The organism is Neobacillus cucumis, assembly GCF_023715505.1.
On the sequence record NZ_JAMBOH010000034.1, the window covers coordinates 1 to 24159 of the forward strand.

Genomic DNA, 24159 nt, shown 5'->3' on the forward strand with positions numbered 1-24159 from the left:
TTTTCCTCATGAGAGGAAAAGGATTATCCGGTATTAGCACCGGTTTCCCGGTGTTATCCCAGTCTTACAGGCAGGTTGCCCACGTGTTACTCACCCGTCCGCCGCTAACCAACAGGAGCAAGCTCCTATTGATTCGCTCGACTTGCATGTATTAGGCACGCCGCCAGCGTTCGTCCTGAGCCAGGATCAAACTCTCCATGAAAGTTGATTAGCTCATAAAAGTTACGTTGGCTTAGTTTCTATAGTAGAAACTAATATTATTGTTTGTTGACGTTCTTGTTTGTTTAGTTTTCAAAGAGCAATTACTTTATCGCTCAAAGGCGACTTTATTATCTTACCAAGTTATTAACGTAATGTCAACAACTTTTTACTAACTTTTTTTCTTTCGTGTTACTGTCTTGCAGCAACAGATAATAATATACCACCATTAATCATTGGATGCAATACCTTTTTTTAAAGTAAAAATATTCTATCTACTCTAATCTCGTAAGAAAAGCGCAAGTGCCTTGGTCAACCCCGACAGTCATAAGACGAGACGGCCGAAAGGTTGCTTTTTAACCTTTTGGACGGATTGACCTAAAGGTGGAGGCGACTGTCCTGGGACTCTAGGTAAGACGGCCCCTGCAAGAAGGCGTTTTTGCCCTTCTTCAGGGGATGGCTAGACTTGCGTCCCAAGGAGCCGCAACTGGATAAGCTTATGACCATCGAGGGGCTAGGCGCTGGAGCTAGACAATTCTCAAAGTCAAAAACTTTTATACTTTCTTTTCTTTCAAGAAAAAAGCGCCAGATGGCTCTGGCGCTTTTAAACCTTTATTTATGACGCATTAACGGAAATAATAGTACATCTCGAATGGATGGTGAATTGGTCAACAGCATAACTAAGCGGTCGATGCCAATTCCTAATCCACCTGTTGGCGGCATACCATATTCTAATGCCTCGACAAAGTCCTCGTCCATTTGATGGGCTTCATCATTCCCTTGCTCACGTTCTTTTAATTGTGCCTCAAAACGCTCTCTTTGATCAATCGGGTCATTAAGTTCAGTAAAGGCATTTGCGTGTTCGCGAGCAACAATAAACAACTCAAAACGATCAGTGAACCGTGGATCCTCTTCATTTTTCTTCGCAAGTGGCGAAATCTCAACAGGATGTCCGTAAATGAAAGTAGGCTGAATTAATTTTTCCTCAACTCGCTGCTCAAAAAACTCATTAACAATATGCCCATAGAGCATATGTTCTGTTATTTCAATATTGTGTTCTTTAGCAAGCGCACGAGCTTCTTCAACACTCATCTCTTTCCAGAAATCGACTCCCGTATATTCTTTTATGGCATCAACCATGTGAAGTCTTTTCCATTCAGGTTTAAGATCTACTTCATAGTCTCCGTATTGAACAGTGGTTGTTCCTAAAACCTCTTGAGCGATATGTGCAATTAGGTTCTCAGTAAGACTCATAATATCCCGGTAATCTGCATAAGCCTCGTAAAGTTCAATCATTGTAAATTCAGGGTTATGACGAGTAGAAACACCCTCATTTCTGAAAACACGTCCAATTTCATATACCTTTTCGAGTCCACCAACAATCAATCTCTTAAGGTGAAGTTCAATAGCAATCCTCATAAATAACGGCATATCAAGAGCATTGTGATGTGTAATAAATGGCCGTGCGGAAGCACCACCCGCTATCGCATGCATCATCGGTGTTTCAACCTCTAAATAACCATGGTCATCTAGATAACGGCGCATCGATTGGATGATTCGGCTTCTAGTAATAAAAGTTTCCTTACTTTCCTGACTCATGATTAAATCTAAATAACGTTGACGGTAACGCTGCTCTACGTCCTTTAAACCATGGAACTTATCAGGAAGCGGACGAAGTGCCTTCGTAAGGAACACAAAGTTCTTTACTTTTACAGACAATTCACCTACTTTTGTTTTGAAAAGGGTGCCTGTTACCCCAATGATATCCCCAAGGTCAGCTGAATCAAATACCTTATATGACTCTTCACCAACAGCATCTTGACGCACATAGACTTGAATTTGTCCTGTTAAGTCTTGTATATTGGCAAATCCAGCCTTACCTTTACCGCGCTTTGTCATGATCCGTCCGGCAAGTGTAACAGAAACATTTTTAGCCTCAATTTCTTCTTTTTCTAAATCAGTGTATTGTTCAATTAATTCCTTTGTACTGTGAGAACGATCAAAACGCTTGCCAAATGGATCTAATCCGTTTTCTCGCATTGAATTCATTTTTTCGCGTCTGACCAAAAATTGGTCGTTTAATTCTTCCTGACTCATAATTACTTCAACTCCATAACTTTCTATTTTATGTAAAGCTCAAAGAATACTGGCCAATTAACTTGTCTAGCTTTAGCACTTACACCTCTGGCAAAACGCTACTCTAATAGGTCAATCAGTTGGTCTAAGCCCTTCCACTTTTTTTGCATACTATATTATTTTACACAAACATGGCAATTCAGACATCAAAAAAGTTCGTAAATGCATAAAAACTGCCAGTAACGCTACTGGCAGCTCTAATCAGTAAACAAAGATATTATAGAAAATAGGGCGACTACTGTCAAATTAACCTACAATTAACTCACTTTTTTCCATTTCTTCTACATCTGCTACTAAACCATTTAATAAGGTAACTAAGTCTTCTCTCGTATTGCATTCGTTAATTGCATTACGCACCCTTGCATTACCGCGGACGCCTTTTAAATACCATGCCGTATGCTTACGCATTTCACGAACAGCAATATTTTCATTTTTTAAGGCAATTAATCGATCTAAGTGAAGGATACATACGTCGATTTTTTCTCTCACAGACGGCTCACCTAAGAGTTTACCAGTTTCTAAATACTGAACGGTACGGTAAATCATCCAAGGGTTTCCTAGTGCGGCTCTGCCGATCATTACCCCATCAACACCTGTTTCTTCAAGCATTCTTTTCGCATCCTGAGGCGTTTGCACGTCCCCGTTACCAATGACTGGGATGTTAACAGACTGTTTTACTTCACGAATAATATCCCAATTTGCTTTTCCTTCATACATTTGCACACGAGTACGACCGTGAAGCGCCACAGCCTTTCCGCCTGCTCGTTCAACCATTTGAGCATTTTTCACAGCAAAAATATGCTCATCATCCCAGCCCATTCGCATTTTTACAGTCACAGGCTTCTCTACCGCATCCACAACAGCCGAAACCATTTCATAAATTTTATTAGGGTCTAATAGCCATCTTGCTCCGGCATCACACTTTGTAATCTTCGGAACAGGGCAGCCCATATTGATATCAATGATGTCGGCATTCGTGTTTTTATCAACAAATTTAGCCGCTTCTACAAGTGTTTCTTTTTCACCGCCAAAAATTTGCAGGCTGAGCGGTTTTTCACGCTCATCAATATAAAGCATATTCATGGTCTTTTCATTTTTAAAAACAATCCCTTTGTCACTGACCATCTCAGCACAAACTAAACCTGCCCCAAACTCTTTAACAGTTAAACGGAAGGCTGAATTACATACACCTGCCATTGGTGCTAATACAACAGGATTTTTTATTTCAATATCACCTATTTTTAACATTCGGTAACCTCCTCTTCTCTATTCTTTTGGTTTTAAGTCTTCTATACTAATCTTTAAGGAATGAGTAATTTTCTCAAGTAAATCTTCTGCAGGCAGGCGATTTCCTCTTTCAATTTCACCTAAAATAGATACTGATACACCTAGTTCCCTCGAAAAGCCTTCTTGTGTATAACCCTTTAGCTTCCGATAGGCACGAATACGTCTTCCCCATTTTTCCGCTTCCATATTCGGACTCCTTCTTTATCTGGTAGTTCATTCAGTAGTATGTTAAGAGGTTTATCCACCCCAGTTAATCTAAGGTCTTGATCAATTTCTACTAATGGGACTAAAACAAACGCCCGCTCTAACATTCTTGGGTGCGGTATATTAAGTTTCTCTGATTCAATATTTTCTTGGTTAAAGGTTAAGATGTCAAGGTCTAACGTCCGCGGACCCCACTTTATTTCCCTTTTTCTCCCAAGTTCTAATTCGATTTTTAAACATGTATCTAATAATTCCATCGCACTTAGATTTGTTCGTACCTTGATTACCATGTTCAAGAATAGATCTTGGTCCTCATATCCAACAGGGTCTGTTTCGTACACAGATGATAAATTTACCAATTGGATTTTAGGACAACTCTTTAACCGATTAATAGCATTAACTATATTATCATAACGGTTTCCAATATTTGATCCAAGGGCAATAAATGCTGTATTTTCCACTATTATCTTCTCCTCGTAATTTCTACGCCAACTGATTTGTAATGCCCAGGTATTGGTGGGTCTGGTTTAATGACCTTAACGGTAACATCCAGTACAAGCGGAAACGCTCTTATGACACTTGCAGCAATTTCTTCAGCAACCGCTTCAAGCAGCTTATAGGGTTTCCCCTCAACCACTTCCTTACAAACTTGATACAATTCGCCGTAATTTACGGAGAACTTAAGTTCATCTGATTCCCCGGCCTTCTTTAAATCAATGGATACAGATAAATCCACAATAAATCGCTGGCCTAATCGATTCTCCTCAGGAAACACGCCATGATAACCATAAAACTCCATCATATTTACATATATTTTATCCAATGACAGCATCCTTCCCCATCAATATATCCATCATTCTAGCCATTCTGCTCATTTCTTTTACGTCGTGAACCCGGATCATTTGACAGCCTTTTTGGATGCCATAACAAACGGTCGCTCCTGTCCCTTCCATTCTTTCACCAACGGGCAGATTTAATGCTTGTCCAATCATTGACTTTCTTGATGTTCCTAAAAGAATAGGATAGCCTAGCATTACAAACTTTTCTAAGTTTTGCATGGTTAGCAAGTTTTCCTGATAGTCACGTGCAAAACCAATACCAGGATCGAGGATAATATTTTCATCTCTTACCCCGGCGTTTTTTACAATTGCAATACTTTCAAATAGGTCATTTAAGACATCTCTCAAAAATGAGTTGTAGTTCCGTTCATGACGATTGTGCATTAGGATGATAGGAACATTGTAGTCGGCAGCTACCTTTGCCATCTTTTCGTCAGCTTTAGCTCCCCATATATCATTAATGATGTGTGCCCCCGCCTCAATTGCCTGCTTGGCGACCTCCGCTTTATAGGTGTCAATCGATATTGGGATTGGAACCTGTTCCGAAATGGCTTTTATGACTGGGACAACCCGTTCAATTTCTTCCTCATCGGAAATAACAGTATAACCCGGCCTAGTGGATTCACCACCAATATCAATAATATCCGCACCATTTGTCACCATTTCCCTTGCATGTTCAACCGCGCGTTCGATTTGATTATATTCCCCTCCATCTGAGAAGGAATCAGGGGTCACATTTAAGATTCCCATTACAATGGTCTTTTTGGAATAATCCAAGGTATATGGCCCACACTTGATTTGTTCTTGAGTTGTTCTCATTCCATATCCCCCTAGCCTGTTTTTTCACATTTTATCATATTTTCAACAAAAAAAAGAGGCTTCGGCAAAATCTCGCCAACGCCTCCAATCTTTTTTATTCAGCATCATATTGGTAAAGTGGTGTACTTAAATAACGCTCTCCGTTATCAGGAATAATCGCAAGTACCTTTTTACCTTTACCTAGTTCTTTCGCTACCTTTAGGGCTGCAGAAATCGCTGCACCAGAAGAAATACCACCTAGAATACCTTCTTCTCTAGCAGCACGGCGAGATGCTTCGAATGCTTCTTCAGTACTGATTTGAATAACTTCATCATAGATGTTTGTATTTAAAGTATCTGGTATAAAGCCTGCACCAAGTCCTTGAAGTTTGTGCGGTCCAGGGTTTCCGCCTGATAGCACTGGTGAATCTTTCGGTTCAACCGCAATAATTTTCGCTTCTGGGAATTTTTCACGAATGACACTTCCAGCACCTGTAATAGTACCGCCTGTTCCGATTCCGGATACAAAAGCGTCTAGTTGATCCATTTGTTCAACAATTTCTCTACCTGTAGTTCTTCTATGTACTTCAGGGTTTGCTTGGTTTTTAAATTGTTGTGGTAAGAAATAACCGTGTTCCTTTACTAGCTCTTCTGCTTTAGCAATAGCACCTTTCATCCCTGCTGGCCCAGGAGTTAAAACAAGCTCTGCACCATAAGCACGAAGAAGGTTTCTTCTTTCTAAGCTCATCGTCTCAGGCATAACGAAGATAGCTTTATAACCTTTTGCTGCAGCAATCATCGCCAGTCCAATACCTGTATTACCACTAGTTGGTTCAATAATTGTATCACCTGGTTTAATTAAACCTTGCTCTTCTGCAGCTTCAATCATTGCAAGACCGATACGGTCCTTAACACTGCTGCCTGGGTTAAAGTACTCAAGCTTTAAATAAACATCTGCACTATTTTCATCTACTAATCTGTTTAATTTAACAATTGGTGTTTGGCCGACTAACTCAGCCACTGAATTTGCAACACGAACCATTAGAGCACCTCTATTCCGAGTATTTTTATTGGGATTATATTATTAAATTTACCAGTTATTAAGCAACTTTGTCAATTGTTTTGATTGAAAAATTTCAAATAAATTGAAAATATGATTAGTAAATTTGTACTAATTATAAGTCGTTTATCCTAGCCCCCCTGTAATGCAGCCTTATATTATTATTCCCTTATAAAACAAAAAAACACAGAATTACAACTGTGTCTTTAATTAGGGGGTTTATCCCCATAAAACCAATTGACCTTAGCTTCCTTCCAAAGGATAGAGGCTGAGGCTGGGGTATTCATTTTCTCAAGAGCAATTTGCCGGCGGATTTGGTCTTTGACCTCATCATACTTATAGCTTTTCCCACTGAAATTCGATGTTGACTTATCGTAGGGCGGAGTGCGAAGAACACTAGCCGCTTGGGCTGGACAATTCTCTAAGATTTTTCTTCTTTCTTACTTCTTCTGAAAAGCGCAAGCGCTTTTTAGCGATGTATACTAACCGCCGGCGCTTGCACTGGACATTTTTGACTAACGAATGACTATTTTGCTTCTTCTCTTAAAGCTTCTAGCTCTTCCTTAGAATATTGATATTTTTCATTACAGAAGTGACAGTGGGCCTCTGCCTGTCCGTCTTCTTCAATCATCGCGGTGATCTCAGCCGTGCCTAAGCCAATAATCGCATTGGCAAAACGCTCTTTGGAGCAATTACATTCAAAACGGACCGGCATTGTTTCTAAAATCTTCAGATTCTCTTTTCCGAACAATTCTGCAAGGATTTGCTCTGGAGTAAGTCCTCGCTCAACTAATTTAGAAATTGGTTCAATTGTCTTTAACCGTTCTTCTAATTGAGAAATAAGTGCATCAGGCGTCCCTGGCATTAATTGAAAAATAAACCCTCCTGCAGCTAAAATCGAGTCATCGGGGTTTACTAAAACACCAACTCCCACAGAGGAAGGTACTTGTTCTGAGGTGGCAAAGTAATAGGTAAAGTCCTCGCCCAGTTCTCCTGATACAAGCGGTACTTGTCCAGAAAAAAAGTCACGTAGTCCGATATCCTTTACAACAGCTAACATACCCTCGGTCCCGACCGCACGGCGGACGTCAAGCTTACCATGCTCATTTGATTCAAAATCAACCTCTGGATTGGTCACATATCCGCGTACCTCACCCTTAGCATTGCTATCGACAACAATTGGACCTAGTGGACCGTTGCCATTAATTTTTACTGTAAGTTTATCCTCACCTTTGAGCATTGCCCCCATCATGACCGCTGCGGTCATCGTGCGGCCAAGCGCAGCAGACGCTGTGCGCCAAGTTTGATGACGGCGTTGTGCTTCACTAATTGTATCAGTAGTGCGGACTGCATATGCACGTATATTTCCATCATAGGCTAGTGCCTTTACAAGATAATCCTTCAAAAGTATAACTCCCTTCTTACTGAATAACATTAGGTTATCCTATGTTTCGTTTATAGATAAGTGAAAGACCCTTTAAAGTTAAAAAAGGATCGATTATATCAATAATAGTTGATTCTTGTGAAATTAAACCCGCAAGTCCTCCTGTTGCTATTACTGTAGGCTTTTTCGGACTTTGGTCCATCATCCTTTTCACAATCCCCTCCACTTGTCCAACATAGCCATAAACAATCCCAGCCTGCATAGCCGACACGGTATTCTTTCCAATTACCCCTTCTGGTCTAGCAATTTCAATCCGTGGTAATTTTGCTGCTCTAGAATAAAGGGCCTCCGTTGAAATGCCAATTCCAGGTGCAATTGCACCACCCATATATTGACGCTCCTCATTCACATAACAATACGTGGTCGCTGTACCAAAATCCACTATGATAAGCGGGCTTCCATATTCATGAATAGCGGCTACAGCATTCACAATTCGGTCGGCACCGACTTCTCTTGGATTTTCGTATTTAATATTGAGTCCTGTTTTAATGCCAGGTCCGACGACAAGAGGCTTTATATGAAAGTACTTTTGACACATTCTTTCTAAGGCAAGCATGATTGGCGGCACAACGGAAGAAATAATTATGCCATCAATATCAGAAAACGTAAGACCCGAAAAGTCAAATAAGGCCTTTATATTCATTCCAAATTCATCTTCGGTACGGTTGCGGTTCGTTTCAACACGCCAATGATACTTAAGTTCTTCTCCATCATAAACACCTAAGACTATATTGGTATTTCCCACATCAAATACGAAAATCAATTCTATCACTCGCTTTATTTTTATTCTTTTCCTCATAAGCAACATCATATCATAAATAGTTTATGCGTGAAAAAAAGAGCGCTTCACTGAAGCACTCTTTCCTAAATTATTTATTATCGATTTCGTCAGATGGGGTATCTAAAAAGGATTTTTCCTCTTTTACTGCCTCATCTTTTTTGGTATTGATGGTTACCTTCACATCATCTGTTTTTTTGGGTCCAATCCTCACAGATTCTAAGTGTTCAGATGGATCTGGCATGTGACCATGCTCAACCAAATATTTGATTTGTTCAGCAACAAGCGTTTCTACTTCGAGAAGAGTGGTAGCAATAAGATTAAGCTTATCACGGTTCTCAGTAAGAATTTTTCTAGCTCTTTCATAACACTCTTTAATTATACTTTGAATTTCAAGATCAATCTCATAGGCAATTGCATCGGAATAGTTTTGTTCATTATGAATGTCACGGCCCAAGAAAACCTGACCACCTGATGCTTGACCGAATTGCAGCGGTCCGAGCTTATCACTCATACCATATTCGGTAACCATTTTACGAGCAATACCAGTTGCACGTTGGAAGTCATTATGTGCACCAGTACTTACTTCACCAAAGACGATTTCCTCCGCGACACGGCCGCCTAACAAACCAACAATCTTATCAAGCAATTCCGGCTTAGTCATAAAGTAACGGTCTTCTCTAGGAAGCATAACGGCATATCCGCCAGCTTGCCCACGTGGGACGATGGTAACTTTGTGAACCATATCCGCTTCATCGAGTACTAAACCAATGACTGTATGGCCGCCCTCATGGAAAGCAACAATTTTTCGTTCTTTTTCTGATATAACCCTGCTTTTCTTTGCAGGACCCGCAATAACGCGGTCAGTCGCTTCATCAATATCTTCCATGTCAATTTTCTTCTTACTGCTGCGGGCAGCAACTAATGCTGCTTCATTCAGTAAATTTTCCAAATCAGCACCAGAAAAACCAGGTGTTCGCATTGCAATATTTTTTAAATTAACAGATTCATCTAATGGTTTATTACGAGCGTGTACTTTTAAAACTGCCTCACGTCCCACAACATCTGGACGGTCAACGGTAATCTGACGGTCAAAGCGTCCTGGTCGTAATAAAGCAGGGTCGAGAATATCTGCACGGTTGGTTGCCGCAATAATGATAATGCCTTCATTTGCACCAAATCCATCCATTTCAACCAGCAATTGATTCAAGGTTTGCTCACGCTCATCGTGACCACCGCCAAGACCAGCACCACGTTGACGTCCAACCGCGTCAATTTCATCAATAAAAATAATACAAGGAGCATTTTTCTTCGCATTTTCAAATAAATCTCGAACACGGGATGCACCAACACCGACAAACATTTCAACGAAATCAGAACCACTGATAGAGAAGAACGGTACACCAGCTTCACCAGCTGTAGCACGGGCAAGCAATGTTTTACCAGTACCAGGAGGTCCTACAAGTAGTACTCCTTTGGGAATACGCGCACCAAGTTCAGCAAATTTACGCGGGTCCTTTAAAAACTCAACCACTTCGACTAATTCTGCTTTTTCTTCATCTGCACCAGCAACATCTCTAAAACGAACCTTTTTCTTATCGTCGTTATAAAGTTTTGCCTTAGATTTGCCAAAGTTCATGACACGGCTTCCGCCGCCTTGAGCTTGGTTTAACAAAAAGAAAAATAAAATAAAAATGATCACGAACGGAATAATGGAAGTAAAGAAAGTAACCCAGCCGCTTGTTTCCTTAGCCGGCATAACTTCCACTTTTGAATCCGCCTTATCAATACGGTCGAGAATCTTTTCACTATTAGGAATATAGGTAATAAACTTCTTATTACCGGATTCTAATACACCCTGAACCTCATAGACACCTCGTTCAGGCTGCATGGAAAATGATTTAACTTTACCACTTTCTAGTTGCGTTACAAATTTATCATATGAGATTTTATCTGTTGGCTCACTGCTTCCATTAAAGAAACTAACTACACCAATAATGACTAAAAATATTAATAAATAAAAGATGGTATTACGGAAAATCCGATTCATCTCTTACCTCCTCCCGCGGATAAAAACTAAATTAAATAGTATCATAGAAAATCTTGCTAATTCAAGGAATTACTCTCAGAATTTAGGACTGTCACAAACCAGTCTAACACGTTTATTTCTTATTACTTATTACTATAAACTTCCGGTTTTAAAACACCAATGTAAGGAAGATTTCGGTACTTTTCAATATAATCTAAACCATATCCAACAACAAATTCATCCGGAACAATAAAGCCTGCATAATCTGCTTGTATGTCACTTTTTCTTCCTGTTGGCTTATCAAGCAAAGTAACAATTTTAATCGATTTCGCTTTACGATAACGGAACAAATCGACTAAATAGCTAAGTGTTAAACCACTATCAATAATATCCTCTATAATTAATATGTCCCTTCCTTCCACAGAAGTATCTAAATCCTTTAAAATTTTAACCTCTCCGGAAGATACAAGGGCTGTACCATAGCTGGAAACATCCATAAAATCCATTTCAAGGTAGCAATCCATGTGCTTTAATAGGTCTGACATAAATGGCATTGCACCTTTTAAAACACCAATTGCAAGTGGGAAACGATCATGATACTCTTCCGTTAATTTTGCTGCTAATTCCTTAATCTTCTCTTGAATTTCTTCTTCTGAAACTAATACTTTTTCAATATCATCTTTCATCATAAAATGTGCCCCCTAGAAGATCATTACGTATTGTATGTTAGTTTAATATGCTGTTCTGCAGTTGGATCAACACCTTCAAAAGAAGACCTTTTTATATTTGGAAGCCAAATAATTAATCCCTCTCTGTCTGTAATGACCGGCCACACCTCGCGGTCCTGCCGTGGAACTTTTTGATCAATAAAAATATCCTTTAACTTTTTTGACCCTTGTATACCCTTTAATGTCATCCGGTCACCTTTTTTTCTGTTGCGTATAATCAAAGGAAATCGAAGCGAGGCTGCATTAAATATGGCACTATTCCATGACGCATCAGGTATTCCCCCGGTTATATAATCGATAATTATACTCCCTCCATTAGGAAGCATGATCGTACCAGGTTCATTGATTTCAAAATAATAGGGTTCAGCCTTTATTTGCCCATATTGGAATGAAAGTTGAAAATAAGAGCGAATAACCTTTAAACCATACGGAAGATCAAGTGTTCCTGAAGGCTCGTGATGGTGTATTAAGGAAAATACTTGATCGATATGTATCGCAGAAAGAGATGCAGGTTTTTCCTTGTAAAGATAGTTTAATATTAGTTGAATCCCTCTCCTTTGTAAAGGTAAAGGCATTTCAAGAAAATGATTTATGTCAATAGTCATTTTGTCTTCTTCTCTTTTTGTCAATACGGTATTCAATCGTTCAACTGTCAATTCCAGTAAAAACTCCTCATCACTTTGCAGCTCTTCGCTAAAACGCTGAAAATGTTCATGTACATGGCTGTTTTCTGCTTTAAGAAAAGGCAGAACCTCTTTACGATAACGATTCCTGCTATAAATACCCTTCGCATTGCTTGGGTCTACCCTTGGAATAAGCTTATGTCTGTCACAATAGTGTTGAAGTTCCACTTTCGTTAAACATAAGAAGGGGCGAAAAATATATCCTTCATAAAACGGACGTGAGAATGGAATACCCGCTCTGGCTTTTCCGCTGCTCCCTCTTGTAAGCCGCATCAACATAGTCTCTATTTGGTCATCACCATGATGTCCTAATGCTAAATACGAGGATTGGTACTGTTTCATTATTGTATGATAAAACTCATATCTTACTTCTCTTCCTGCAATTTGCGAACTCTTTCCTGTCTCTTTCATGATTTTGGTTACATTAACTTGAACCATTTCAAAAGGGATGTTGTACTTTGCGCAAAAGTCTTTTACAAACATGGCATCCAGGAAGGATTCTTCTCCACGGAACATATGATCCACGTGAGCGACTACCAAAAACAGATTTCTTTTTTCTCGTTCCTTTAATAAGTAGTGAAGAAGTGCTAAAGAATCGGGTCCACCCGAGACTCCCACTACAATCCGTTTGTTGTCCAAGGAAAAGGAATGGCGCTGCAAAAAGGACTCAACTTTAGATTCGAACATATAAATTGCACACTTTCTTAGCAAATTTGGAAGCCGCATATCACGCTTCCGCTTTTCGGTTTTTTCTTTATCTCTTTCGGAGTGGATCCAATCCATACGCCGCTAAATGTGCGCTTCCGCTTTTCATTTTAGCTTACCACTTTTGATTATGAACTATCAAAAATTAATGTAATGAAAATTAGGTTTTCTATCTATACGGATGAAAGTAAAATTGGTTTCATTTTATTACGGTAAATTATTAAAAGTATACCAAGCATATAAGACACCTAGAACGATTGCGATAAATAAATATTCCATTAGGCCGCTTTTTTTCCTTTTCCGCCTGTAGCTCTGTCTTGAAAGTGGGACGGATTGAGTATCTTTTACCCCAGCTTGCTTACTCTGGGCAGTTTTTTGCTTATTTACTCGTGGTTTTGAAGGAGCAGCAAAATTATTTTTTTCGACCATTAAATCTAATAAATCTTCCCGCATTTGATTAGCTTGACTATATTTTCCTTGGAGTGCCTTTAAGATAACAGGTTCAAATTTTATTAACTCTTGTTTTTGCCGAATAGCATCCTTTAGCTGTGGGAGCCCGCCCGTTGATTTCGTAAATCTCTTTGGATAAGCTGTATTAATCATGATCATCGCAACGGCAAATAAATCATAGGATGGCTCAGCCTTTCGGGAGCCTAATCCCCAATAGCCGCGGTCATAAAACTCAGTAAATTCTTTAATGGCCCGGCCCTTAATGGTCGTACCGCCCACATCTATACATCTGATTTTTGGAGGCGGGCCGGTTACAATTAAATTTTCAGGTTTTAAATCTCCAAAGACCCAGCTGTTTTGATGAAGCTGTTCTAAATCCTTCAGCAGCTGCAAAAATAATACACTTGTCCAAGAGGGTCCTTTCGTTTGTAAAAAGGATAGAAAATCTGGCCCCTGAATATACTCCATCACATAAAAAGAAATCCTGCTGTTATTCCACTGCCAATCATCGACATCAAGCAAACAAGGTCCGAGGGAATGTCCCTGGACCTTTGCAAAGGATTTTAAAACATTAACCTCTGAAGTGATTGACATACCATTATCACTCATTTTTAAAGCAACATGAGTGCCTTTATACTTGGCTAGGTAAACCACCCCATTTGCACCAAATCCTAGTTCCTTAATAATTGTATATTCTCGCAAATGCCACTTTCCTGTAATAATGGTCCCGGGGCTTACCTTACATTGATTCTTCAAAGTATGATTCATCATCACGAGACAGCAGGCTCCTTAATGATTGTTTTTTTTCTGTAAAAGCAGATAAGGCAGTCCTTAAAGCCGGCCCCGTTGGCGTGATGCCCCCGGTTGACAGCTGGGAAAAAACACTTGTCAATACTTGTAACTTTGGTGTCCAATCAAGCAATTTTTCGACATCATTCTTTTTCCCGGGAAATACATACACAGAAAACAGATTATCTCCAGTCCTTGCATTCAAGCTTAGAGAAAGGTCAAGGAGCGCCTCTTTTACTGTAGGAAGCTTGTGTTTCATACTTGCGCTAGTATCGACAAGAATCAACACCTCTAATTCGACAGTTTCCCCCAATTCATCGACAACCTCCATCACCTCACCGCGTTTTTCAGGCGGGAGATCCTCCATCGTTTGTGAACCTCCCAATATTTCCTGAAGCTGACGGTTGACTACACCTTGAATGGTTTGATTCATTGCTTTACGGGTAACCATCTGCACCGTTTGCGAAAGCCTTTCGGCATAAACAATCTGACTGACTCCACCGCCTGACATGGCGATCCCTTCAATTTCGGTAATTCCCTTTTCATCAATCACATCCTGCTCCATGACACCAATGACATTCACAGTAATTCCTTGTTCATTAGCAAGAGCTGACATCGCTATCGGGTCTTCCCCATGATTAGAGCATCCATCTGTAATCAGTAAAATTTGCCGAATCTTCCCTGTGTACATAACCTTCTCCCTCCACTTTCAGTATTGCTACCATTTTCGACGGGATTAGGTTGATTTATACATATTTAACTGAAGGAGTAGATAAATTAATTGGTTAGGCATGGCGTTTTACTTTATGAAGAGGAATCGACGCCCACTTCGGTGTATTATGTTTAATTTTTGCTACAGTCACAGTCATATCATCATCAATCAAACCAGATCTGGAGCGAATAACCTCTTCCATTATTAGATCTGCCACCTCTTGCGGATCATCGGTCTCAAGTTCTTGTACCTTTCGTTTCATCCACAAATCATAATTTTCTACATGCTTTGGTCCTTCAAATACTCCATCACTCATCATAATTAGCAGATCTCCAGCTTTTAATTGTTCACTGACAACATCCACCTCAAATTCCTGAAGGATGCCCATTGGTAAATTACTTGCCTGAATCTTAATGACTTTATTTCCTCTTTTTATAAAACTTGGTGTCGAGCCAATTTTAAGAAACTTGGCAGACGCATTTTTCAAGTCAATCATTGCTAAATCTAATGTAGAAAAAATTTCATCTGTAGTCCGAAGTGATAGGATGCTGTTAACGGATTTTATCGCGACCTTTTCTTCTATTCCTGATTGTAATATCTTTTGTAAGAGCTGCAATGTTTCTTTACTTTCATAATGAGCTCTTTCTCCATTTCCCATACCGTCACTAATAGCGATGGCGAATTTACCCAATCCAAGCTCAATCGTTGAATAGCTGTCGCCCGATACTAAGCCGCCGTCTTTCGCTGCATGGGCCACACCTGTATCTACCGTATAAGCCTTCGATGATCGGAAGTTTACATTACATAATTCCTCAGGGAAGCCTCCATATTCTTCCTTGTTCACGATAATGGTTTCCCCAAGAATATCTGACAGCATCGGTGCAATTAACTTTTCACACTCTCCGTGACTGTTTCCAAACGGTACTGTCATCTCAATATCGACATTACCTTGTTCGAGGCTATAAATTTCAACCTGTTCAATCTGAATACCAAAATCCTGAATTGCCTCCATAATTTGTTCTTCTTGTTTATGATGATTCTCTCTTTCACGCTGAATTTCCTTTGCAAAGTTATCCATGACCTCAGATACACCTAACAATTGTTCTGCCACCAGCTTACGGCTTTCCCGCACCTGCTTCTTTAGTTTTAAATTAGCTTGATAGAAGGTTAACTGCTGCCCGATCGTTTCGTATACCTTTTTGGGGCGAGAACAAAGTTTATCCCATTCCCTTGCTAGTCTTGGCGGCACATTACCGTCATTTTGGTCCATTTCATGAATAATCTCTTCCATCGCCGCATAGGTTGTATTAAAATTCTTTGCCCAGCATTGCTCCTTTTTAAAGCAAGTTTGACAGGTTCGTTCCGTCACATTGCTCATGAAATAATCCATTTCGCGGTCATTTTCTTCTTCTTCCTGCATGACTTCCATTTGAGAGAAGCTTTTGGATAGAGCATGAAAGACACCTGAAAATTGGGACACTCTTTGTGCGGTAACATCGCGCATTTTGCGCATGTATTTTTGCTGCTCTGCCGTGTGTTCCGGTGTACCCGGTATATATTTTGCTAGCCTTGAAGTAAATACCTGCGGAGTTAAGAGGAATAAGAAAATAGCCGATAAAGTCTCCAATACTGTTTGTAAGATGGAGCCCTCGCCCTCCCCATACATGCCAATCAGCAGGGTGGCAATAAATAAACCGATGGAAACTCCGATTTTTTTCCCTTCTTTTAGCAGGCCGCCAAGCACCCCTGAAAACGCTAGTAGACTCATATGATAGAAGCTCGATACACTTGCAAGACTAAAAATCAGCCCGGTCACTACCCCAACCGTGGAACCCACTGTTGCCCCGGCAATAAATGAAAAGACCAATACCAGATATCTCGACATGATATGTTCAACCGACATATCATATACCTTCCAGCCGATCGTCCCTGACAAGATTGAGGCAAGCATGATAATTAAACAAACTATCTCTTCCGTTTTTAACAGCTGTCTTCGTTTATTTAAAGTGAGTAATGGAATACTTTGCAGAAAAATAAGTGTCAGGATAAAAGCAAGAGTGGACTGAACCCCAGCCATCATTAAATCATAGAGGGTTAATTGTCTTGATAGAATAAACGACTCTATCAATTTCCCCAGCCCTAGGATAATTGCGACAAAAAATGGCAGGGATCGAACTTCATTCGTCAGCCACTTTTCACTAATTCGATAGATGGTTAAAAATAGAACTGTCACAGCAAAGGTAAAGGCGGCATTCCCTAAAGAAATTGTGGCAGCCCCGACGATCAGCCCGATCAGAGCAAGCGGTGCCCGATCTCTTTTAATTAAATAGACTGATGCGAAGAATGGCAGGCAAAATGGTGTTAACTTCGCTAAGATCAAGGCCCGTCCAAGTAAGAATCCTATTAATATTAATAAATAACCTTTTTTTATAAAAAAGGATTCAAGCATCAATTGAAATTTCCGTATCCCTTTTCCTATATCCCATTTAGGTGAATGAAGGTTGACTTCTCCGACTGGTTCTATGAAACTTACGTTAGTCTTTTCCATAAATCACACTCCCTTGTTCTTTCATCGTTGGAAACAATTATAAAATTAATAGATTTAAAAGTTTGTCAAAATAGTGAACAAGTTCAAATAATCGTTCGACGGTTTTCACTATAATCATTCAAATAATATATTTATGTCGTTTAAAGTAGAAAAGGTGACAGGCACCATGTGAATTCTTCACATGGTGCCTGTCACAAAGAAAAGCGGAAGCGACCGTTTAGCGGCGTATGGTTTGGATCCGCTCCGTATGAGATAAAGGAAACACGAAGAGCGATAAGCGATTCGATGTTGACTTATCGCAAGGAGGAGAGGGCTAATACACTAGCCGCTGGTCGCAGTAGCTGGACAATTCTGAAGACAATAAAAATAAGACAAGCCGCTGTTGACCTGTCTTTGTATGTTAAAGTGAAACCTGCCTGATTCCATTAAGCATGCAGCAAGTTAACCCCGTCTAGCTCCTCTTCCTCCACGCTTGGATTCCGTGTTGCGCTTTAAGGAAGTTAAACGATCCTCACTATCTTTTAGGAATTTGGCCATTTTAGACTCAAAGGTTTCCCCTTTATTGTTATTACGATCGTTTGAACGGTTTTGACGAGGGCGTTGCGATTGTGAATATTGCTTTTTTTCCGGCTCTGGTCGATCCTTTGCCTTTTTAATCGACAAACCAATCTTTCCATTATTCTCAACATTTATGACTTTTACTTCAACCTGATCGCCAACCTTTAAATGATCGTTAATATCTTTTACGTAATTGTCAGCAACCTCACTGATGTGTACAAGTCCTGTTGATCCACCCGGCAGCTCCACAAACGCTCCGAAATTTGTTATCCCTGTTACCTTTCCTTGTAACTTGCTGCCTACTTCAATTGACATAAAAAGAATGTTCCTCCTTAAAATGTTAAATCAATATTTCTATATATTATACAGAAACTAAAAAATCAGTGTCAATAACTCGCACAGCTGGGTCAATTTTCTTTATTGTCTTCAGGAATATTAAAAATTACTTCATTCTTTTCTGAGAAGAAGTACTCTTTCCTCGCTAACTTTCCGATATAATCATCATCATTTAACTTAATAATATCCTCTTTAAGAATGGATTCCTGCTTTTTCATATCTGCAAGCTGGTGATCAAGCTTTTTCTTTTGCGCCAGTTTCGTCTCGAGTTTAGCTGTTTGGGAAATGTGATTTGAAATCATCAAATAGGTTAGCAAGCTAGCAAAAACAAAAAACACCGATAACCGTCTTCGCACTAATTTTCTTTTTCGGCTTGAGGCAATCTCGGCATATTGTTGCTGCTCCACATAGGTTGTCTGAATTGTTGATACATTTCGTTTTGTTTCCGCACCCATTCCCAAAAACCTCCTTACTCTTTTTTCCTTTTCCATTTATCTCGCCATTTATTAATATAATTCATTATTCTCTTTAAATTTCCTGCCGTTTTATTATATAACTTCTCGACGGTATTTTTAAGACTTTTCGGCAAAAGTTTCCAAAATAATAACACTATTTTTTGCAATGGAAACATGATGGTTTTCAGAATAAATAGTAAAACCTTATAAACAAATTTGACAAGGGTTAATAGTCCCCTGCCGAGTGCGAGTATAATTATAATCACTAGTTGAATAAGACCAACAATTGGCTTATAAATCAGGAGTTGTATCATTTTTCTTATAAAATTATAAATGGCGATAACGGACTGGATTAAAAGCTCTAAGAGACGAAGGTAAATACCTTTAAACAAGGCCTGGTATGCGGCGAATCCGCAAAGAAGTGCAATAAAGATATAAAACCGCAATTCTCCGCTATTTACTATGAATAAGGTGTAGAAAATAATTAAAGCTTGAATAACCCAAAATAAGATATCATTTATGAAGACAATCCAAGCTTTTTGTTTTGGACGATTTAAAAACCGTTGATACGTATCAAACATGGCGCCGAACAACGATCCCATGCCAATCATGGAAAGCATGGTAAGAAATTGCGTTGAAAGGGTCATTTGAATAACTTGCTAAAGAACCCTTTAGCTTTCTCCCCATGCTGTTCATCAAGATAAACTAAGTCAAAAATCTTTCCTTTAATGGAGACAATTCCTTTTTCGACATCAAGGTTTTTCATTTGCAGGTTTTGTCCTTTGATGGCTAAAAAGCCCATTACGGTTTCTAATAAGAATTCCTCATTATCAAAGCTTTCTACTTGTTTAACTCCAGTAATATCGAGCAGCTTTCTTCCCCTCATAATCACATCATGATCTGGAACACTGCTCTTTTGTGGATTATTATCATAGTATTGGCTCATCCTTCATCCCTCACAATCATTTGTACAACCCTTTTGTACATTTTTATGTGAGGGGAATCTTAATTAGAACAATCTTACTAAGAAAAGCGGAAGCGCCTTGAACGGGGGCGACAGGCATTAGACGAGCCGGCGAGAAGGCTGCGCTTTTGCCTTCTTAACGGATTGACCTAAATGTGGAGATAAGCTTATGACCCCGAGCCCCTAGGGGAGCTTGCTTCTTGATACCTTCACAATCTTTTAAAAAGGGTCGGGAGAGCCCAGCTTCTCTTCTTTTAAAATGGTATACATTTCGGCGGCTTCTTCCTTACGTGATGTTTCCTGGATTCGATCGATTCGGGCGGTAATTTTCCGTTGTCCGAAGCGAATCGTTAACTCATCGCCTGCCTTAACTGTGGAACTAGCCTTTGCCTCTTTTCCATTGATTTCGATTCTGCCTTGATCGGAGACTTCCTTTGCCAGCGTCCTTCTTTTAATAATTCTTGAAACCTTTAAAAACTTATCTAAACGCATTTGCACTTCCCCCTTTTTCTATAATCCCTTTTGCTTCGCTTCGTCCCAATATAGGTCGAGCTGTTCCAGTGTATGCTCTTCAAATGATCGCCCACTATTCTTTACCTTTTTTTCAACATACTGAAACCTGCGAATGAACTTTTCATTTGTTTCAAACAAGGCTTCCTCTGGATGAATTTTTAAAAATCTCGCTACATTCACAAAGGCAAACAGCAGGTCGCCAAATTCTTTTTTAGCAAGGATAAGTCCTTCCTCTGTTCCATCAAGCTCATTCACAAATTCATCCAGCTCTTCTTTCACTTTCGCGATCGCCGGGGTAATCTCCTGCCAATCAAAACCAACCTTTGCCGCCTTCTTTTGCAGTTCATAGGCTCGCAGCAGGTTGGGCTGTGCTGTTGAAACACCTTCTAACAAAGAAGCAGGTGGCTGTTCTCCTTTTTCCTTCTGCTTGATTTCCTGCCAGTTCCGAATCACTTGTTCTGCATTATCTGCCTTCGTATGACCAAATACATGCGGATGCCTGCGAATCATTTTTTCTGATAGCGCCTCGATAATATCATCGATGGAAAAATACCCATCATCTTCTCCAATTTGGGCATGGAGCATGACCTGAAGCAGTACATCCCCCAGTTCTTCAACCAAATGGTCAATATCATCGCTATTAATTGCCTCAATTACTTCATACGTTTCTTCAATTAAGTACCTTTTTAAAGACTCATGAGTTTGTTCCTTATCCCATGGGCAGCCATTTGGCCCTCGTAAAATCGCAATAATCTCACGAAGCTTCGCAAAATTTTTCAATAGGATTTGTTCGTCCTTAACAGGCGGAACATAAACGGAGGTTAAATTGTTAATCGAAACGTTTCGGTCCAGCTCGTACAAAGCTACTTTTTCAATTGACTCCTGACTGCTGCCGGCAGCCGTTACAATATAAACCTCGTAATCATCAGGCAGCTTCTCCATTAGAGTAAGTTTAACCTCCGAGGCAACAAATTGATCGTATACCTGACTTATAAACATATGCTGTTCCAGCTGAAGCTGGCTGGCAAACAGTGCTGTGCCATCGAGCAGCTGAAACCCTTCAACCGGATCAATTTTTAATGCTGCAAAGATGGCATCCAAAAAGCTTTGTCCTCCTCCAATAGAAATGGCAACCCCTTCTCTTGGCCCATATTCTAAAAGAAGTTGAACTGTCCGCTCCGCCACAAGGGGATGACCTGGAACGGCATAAATGACGGTCCCGGTTTGCGACTCGTCTAATAGGGTTCGGGCGATTTCCTCATAGACGTCGTCAAACTGATCATGTTTTTCATAGACATTGTCAAACGAGATATAGGTCAATCCCTCTTTTTCTAACTCTGATACAACAGAATGCTCTTTAGTCCGTAAGAAAAGATGGTTTGCCTTCAATAACTTCTTATATACCCCGACAGGCAGCTGTTCTAAGTCACCTGCACCCAGTCCGAGTACCTCAATTTTTTTACCCATGTTAACCCCTTTCCTTTCTTCCTATTAAATGAATAAGTTTGCTGCCTAGCGGAAATAAAGCCAATTCCTCCTCGCGAAAAACTCGGCCGCGGATAATAATTGATAAAAACAGGAGGCCTCCACATACTACAGCGCTTATTGCCTGTAAAGCGGCCCCTAGCCGCTCCATTCCAAAAGAAGCAAAGAAATAATTTGTTATGTATAAATAGCCCTTTAAAAGTAACACCATACTCAGCGTGGCTGCTAGAACTGTTTTTAAAAATCGATTTACTAATATTGGCCCTCCGGACATTTTTCTAAATCCGATCATTAAGACTAGTGTAACGATTGCTAGTGAAACAAGCGAAGAAACTGCAGCCCCCATGATTCCTAATAACGGAATAAGGATAATATTTAATAGATATTTCAACGGGAAAACAATCATGACGGCAAAGGCTGGAAACAACACTTTTCCCATTCCCTGCATAATGGCAATAACCGTTGAGATGATCGATGTAAAGAAAATGATAAAACTAAGGAGACCCAAGACAGAGGAACCTGATCGATTCTCAAACAGCATAATATTTGTAGGCTCGATAATGGACCAGAGGCCTGCAGACGCCCCAACACCAACTACAATACTAACCTTTAATGCTAATTGGGTGTGTTTATACAATTCCACTGGATTAGATGCTAATCGTGCCCTAGTGATCAACGGGACAAGGGTTAGTGACATGGATGTGGCAGCAACGGTCCCTAATTGGATTAAGGGCTGGCCACGGTCAAAAATCCCTTTTATCCCTTTGGCTAGTTCTGCTTCCATTCCATTTTCAACAAGCAGAGAATAAAGGTTTAAAGAGTCTGCCATTTGGGTGAAGATCATCAGCATTCCACTTAAACAAATCATCAATCCTTGGAAAAAGAGTGCTCGCCAAATAGCTCCAACTTCCTTTTTATAGTTTTGAAACATCCCTCTAACAGGCATGATTATTTTCCATTCTTTACGAATCCTTAAGAACATAAACAGAATGTTCGCGGATATAATACTTCCGGTGATGGAACCAAACATCGCCCCTCCTCCGACTAAATACAACGAATAACCTTTTGCCATAAAAAGAGAAGACAAAAAGATGATCGTCAGCACGCGGATTGATTGTTCCCCAACTTGTGATATGGCAGTTGGGACCATATCCCCGATCGCTTGATAATACCCTCTTAATAAAGAACTGATCGGAAAAGTGAGAAAAACAATTGCAACCACCCTTAATAAAATAGCTAAATGCGAATCATCCATCCAACGGGCAATTCCATCTGCACCTATATAAAGAATCAGAAAACAGATGAATCCAAATGCTTGCAAAAAGAGAAACGAGGCAAACAGCATTAAACGAGAACGTACATCATCTCCTCTTTCCTTCTGCTCTGCATAAAGCTTAGAGATGACAACTGGAAAGCCAGTGGTCGACAAAACCACGGCCATTCCATAGAACGGGTACACTTGCTGATATATGTAAAAGCCGACATCACCGACAATATTTTGAAAAGGAATCCGGTAAAAGGCACTTAAGATTTTGGTTACGATAGCCGCAATCGTTAAAATAATCGCCCCTTTAAAGACGGCTTTTGATTGATGGATGGACTTTTGCATTTCTTCACCTGCTTATAAAATCTCCAAGGTATTATAGCATAAAAGAAAAGCGGAAGCGCCGTTTAGCGAAGTTCCTTGTCGCTTGACGCCGGAGCTGACATATAAAAAAGACAGCATCTGCTGTCTTTTTCGTTATTATTTGATAATTGTTCAGCTACAGCACCCAGCGAGTAGCGGTCATCCCAATCCTCCCTACGATAAGTCGACATCAAATTGCTTACGCTCTTCGTGTTTCCTTTATCTCAGTCGGACCGGGCCCCTGTCCTGTCGTGCGCTAAACGGGTTCTTCCGCTTTTCTTATTATGACTCCATTTGTCGAGCTAGGAACCCAGCAGCTGTTTCTACTGCTTTTTGCTCTACTTCACCAAGGGTTCCTTCTTTTGAAAAGATAATAACGCCACCAATGGGGTCTCCGTTTGCAATGATAGGTCCAATGGTGTACGATGAGACAGTTTCATTATTTCCTTCAATTAACGCCATTTCACCTTGCTGGGTATGTAGAACGGAGTTTCGTTCTTCCATTGTTTTTTCGACTAATTCGCTGATGTTCTTATTTAAATAATCCTTTTTGGAACCGCCAGCGACTGCAATATAGGTATCTCTATCACAAATTAAAACCGGATTACCGAGGCTATCAAATAGGGCTTCTGCATATTCTTTGGCAAAATCGCTTAACTCGCTGATTGGTGAATATTTTTTTAAAATGACTTCTCCGTCTCGATCCACAAAAATCTCTAACGGATCCCCTTCACGTATACGCAAGGTTCTGCGTATTTCTTTAGGAATAACAACACGACCCAAATCATCGATTCGACGAACAATTCCAGTTGCTTTCATCCAATGTTGCCTCA

The 24159-nt window shown here is 40.0% G+C and carries 23 protein-coding genes and 1 rRNA gene; all 24 read right to left on the reverse strand.

What is annotated here, in order from left to right:
* A 16S ribosomal RNA gene (locus tag M3226_RS27175) occupies nucleotides 1-202 on the reverse strand; the annotation flags it as partial.
* 608 nt (nucleotides 203-810) lie between these two features.
* A complete protein-coding gene (gene lysS, locus M3226_RS27180; RefSeq protein ID WP_251572041.1) occupies nucleotides 811-2295 on the reverse strand; it encodes a lysine--tRNA ligase in 1485 nt (494 codons plus the stop codon).
* 285 nt (nucleotides 2296-2580) lie between these two features.
* Nucleotides 2581-3582 (reverse strand): tRNA dihydrouridine synthase DusB, encoded by a 1002-nt coding sequence (gene dusB / locus M3226_RS27185; protein ID WP_251572043.1) that lies wholly within the window; start codon nucleotides 3580-3582, stop codon nucleotides 2581-2583.
* 18 nt (nucleotides 3583-3600) lie between these two features.
* Nucleotides 3601-3807 carry a helix-turn-helix domain-containing protein gene (locus M3226_RS27190; RefSeq protein ID WP_098530237.1) on the reverse strand — a complete coding sequence of 69 codons (207 nt, stop codon included), beginning with the start codon at nucleotides 3805-3807 and terminating at the stop codon, nucleotides 3601-3603.
* Entirely contained in the window at nucleotides 3759-4286 is a 528-nt protein-coding gene (folK, locus tag M3226_RS27195; protein ID WP_251572046.1) for a 2-amino-4-hydroxy-6-hydroxymethyldihydropteridine diphosphokinase, read from the reverse strand. Before folK ends, M3226_RS27190 begins: the two co-directional genes overlap by 49 nt.
* A gap of 2 nt (nucleotides 4287-4288) precedes the next feature.
* Nucleotides 4289-4648 (reverse strand): dihydroneopterin aldolase, encoded by a 360-nt coding sequence (folB, locus tag M3226_RS27200; RefSeq protein WP_251572048.1) that lies wholly within the window; start codon nucleotides 4646-4648, stop codon nucleotides 4289-4291.
* Nucleotides 4641-5483 (reverse strand): dihydropteroate synthase, encoded by an 843-nt coding sequence (gene folP / locus M3226_RS27205; protein ID WP_251572050.1) that lies wholly within the window; start codon nucleotides 5481-5483, stop codon nucleotides 4641-4643. The genes folB and folP overlap by 8 nt, the downstream gene beginning before the upstream one ends.
* A 94-nt stretch (nucleotides 5484-5577) precedes the next feature.
* A complete protein-coding gene (gene cysK, locus M3226_RS27210; protein ID WP_251572052.1) occupies nucleotides 5578-6504 on the reverse strand; it encodes a cysteine synthase A in 927 nt (308 codons plus the stop codon).
* Nucleotides 6505-7048: 544 nt separating this feature from the next.
* A complete protein-coding gene (hslO, locus tag M3226_RS27215) occupies nucleotides 7049-7927 on the reverse strand; it encodes an Hsp33 family molecular chaperone HslO (RefSeq protein WP_285858021.1) in 879 nt (292 codons plus the stop codon).
* A 34-nt stretch (nucleotides 7928-7961) separates the two neighbouring features.
* On the reverse strand, nucleotides 7962-8729 hold the full coding sequence (locus tag M3226_RS27220) for a type III pantothenate kinase (RefSeq protein ID WP_251572123.1): 768 nt from the start codon (nucleotides 8727-8729) through the stop codon (nucleotides 7962-7964).
* 106 nt (nucleotides 8730-8835) lie between these two features.
* Entirely contained in the window at nucleotides 8836-10794 is a 1959-nt protein-coding gene (gene ftsH / locus M3226_RS27225; protein WP_251572056.1) for an ATP-dependent zinc metalloprotease FtsH, read from the reverse strand.
* 122 nt (nucleotides 10795-10916) lie between these two features.
* Entirely contained in the window at nucleotides 10917-11462 is a 546-nt protein-coding gene (gene hpt / locus M3226_RS27230; protein ID WP_445165005.1) for a hypoxanthine phosphoribosyltransferase, read from the reverse strand.
* Nucleotides 11463-11485: 23 nt separating this feature from the next.
* Complete coding sequence (tilS, locus tag M3226_RS27235) at nucleotides 11486-12871, reverse strand: tRNA lysidine(34) synthetase TilS (protein ID WP_251572058.1); 1386 nt, start codon at nucleotides 12869-12871, stop codon at nucleotides 11486-11488.
* 225 nt (nucleotides 12872-13096) lie between these two features.
* Nucleotides 13097-14110, reverse strand: coding sequence for a protein kinase domain-containing protein (locus tag M3226_RS27240; RefSeq protein WP_251572127.1), 1014 nt, complete (start codon nucleotides 14108-14110; stop codon nucleotides 13097-13099).
* Complete coding sequence (locus M3226_RS27245; RefSeq protein ID WP_251572060.1) at nucleotides 14079-14819, reverse strand: vWA domain-containing protein; 741 nt, start codon at nucleotides 14817-14819, stop codon at nucleotides 14079-14081. Before M3226_RS27245 ends, M3226_RS27240 begins: the two co-directional genes overlap by 32 nt.
* Before the next feature lie 94 nt (nucleotides 14820-14913).
* Nucleotides 14914-17388 carry a stage II sporulation protein E gene (gene spoIIE / locus M3226_RS27250; RefSeq protein WP_251572062.1) on the reverse strand — a complete coding sequence of 825 codons (2475 nt, stop codon included), beginning with the start codon at nucleotides 17386-17388 and terminating at the stop codon, nucleotides 14914-14916.
* Between the two features lie 441 nt (nucleotides 17389-17829).
* Nucleotides 17830-18261 carry a S1 domain-containing RNA-binding protein gene (locus M3226_RS27255; RefSeq protein ID WP_251572064.1) on the reverse strand — a complete coding sequence of 144 codons (432 nt, stop codon included), beginning with the start codon at nucleotides 18259-18261 and terminating at the stop codon, nucleotides 17830-17832.
* 92 nt (nucleotides 18262-18353) lie between these two features.
* The gene (locus M3226_RS27260) at nucleotides 18354-18737 is read right to left on the reverse strand and encodes an FtsB family cell division protein (RefSeq protein WP_251572066.1); all 384 of its coding nucleotides are present in this window, start codon (nucleotides 18735-18737) and stop codon (nucleotides 18354-18356) included.
* 14 nt (nucleotides 18738-18751) lie between these two features.
* A complete protein-coding gene (yabQ, locus tag M3226_RS27265) occupies nucleotides 18752-19384 on the reverse strand; it encodes a spore cortex biosynthesis protein YabQ (protein WP_251572068.1) in 633 nt (210 codons plus the stop codon).
* On the reverse strand, nucleotides 19381-19683 hold the full coding sequence (yabP, locus tag M3226_RS27270; RefSeq protein WP_098530253.1) for a sporulation protein YabP: 303 nt from the start codon (nucleotides 19681-19683) through the stop codon (nucleotides 19381-19383). Before yabP ends, yabQ begins: the two co-directional genes overlap by 4 nt.
* A 237-nt stretch (nucleotides 19684-19920) precedes the next feature.
* Nucleotides 19921-20193: an RNA-binding S4 domain-containing protein gene (locus tag M3226_RS27275; RefSeq protein ID WP_251572070.1), complete on the reverse strand. Its 273-nt coding sequence runs from the start codon at nucleotides 20191-20193 to the stop codon at nucleotides 19921-19923.
* Between the two features lie 18 nt (nucleotides 20194-20211).
* On the reverse strand, nucleotides 20212-21681 hold the full coding sequence (mazG, locus tag M3226_RS27280) for a nucleoside triphosphate pyrophosphohydrolase (RefSeq protein WP_251572072.1): 1470 nt from the start codon (nucleotides 21679-21681) through the stop codon (nucleotides 20212-20214).
* Nucleotide 21682: 1 nt separating this feature from the next.
* The gene (locus tag M3226_RS27285) at nucleotides 21683-23308 is read right to left on the reverse strand and encodes a putative polysaccharide biosynthesis protein (RefSeq protein ID WP_251572074.1); all 1626 of its coding nucleotides are present in this window, start codon (nucleotides 23306-23308) and stop codon (nucleotides 21683-21685) included.
* Between the two features lie 300 nt (nucleotides 23309-23608).
* Entirely contained in the window at nucleotides 23609-24145 is a 537-nt protein-coding gene (gene spoVT / locus M3226_RS27290) for a stage V sporulation protein T (protein WP_098530257.1), read from the reverse strand.
* Nucleotides 24146-24159: the final 14 nt, after the last annotated feature.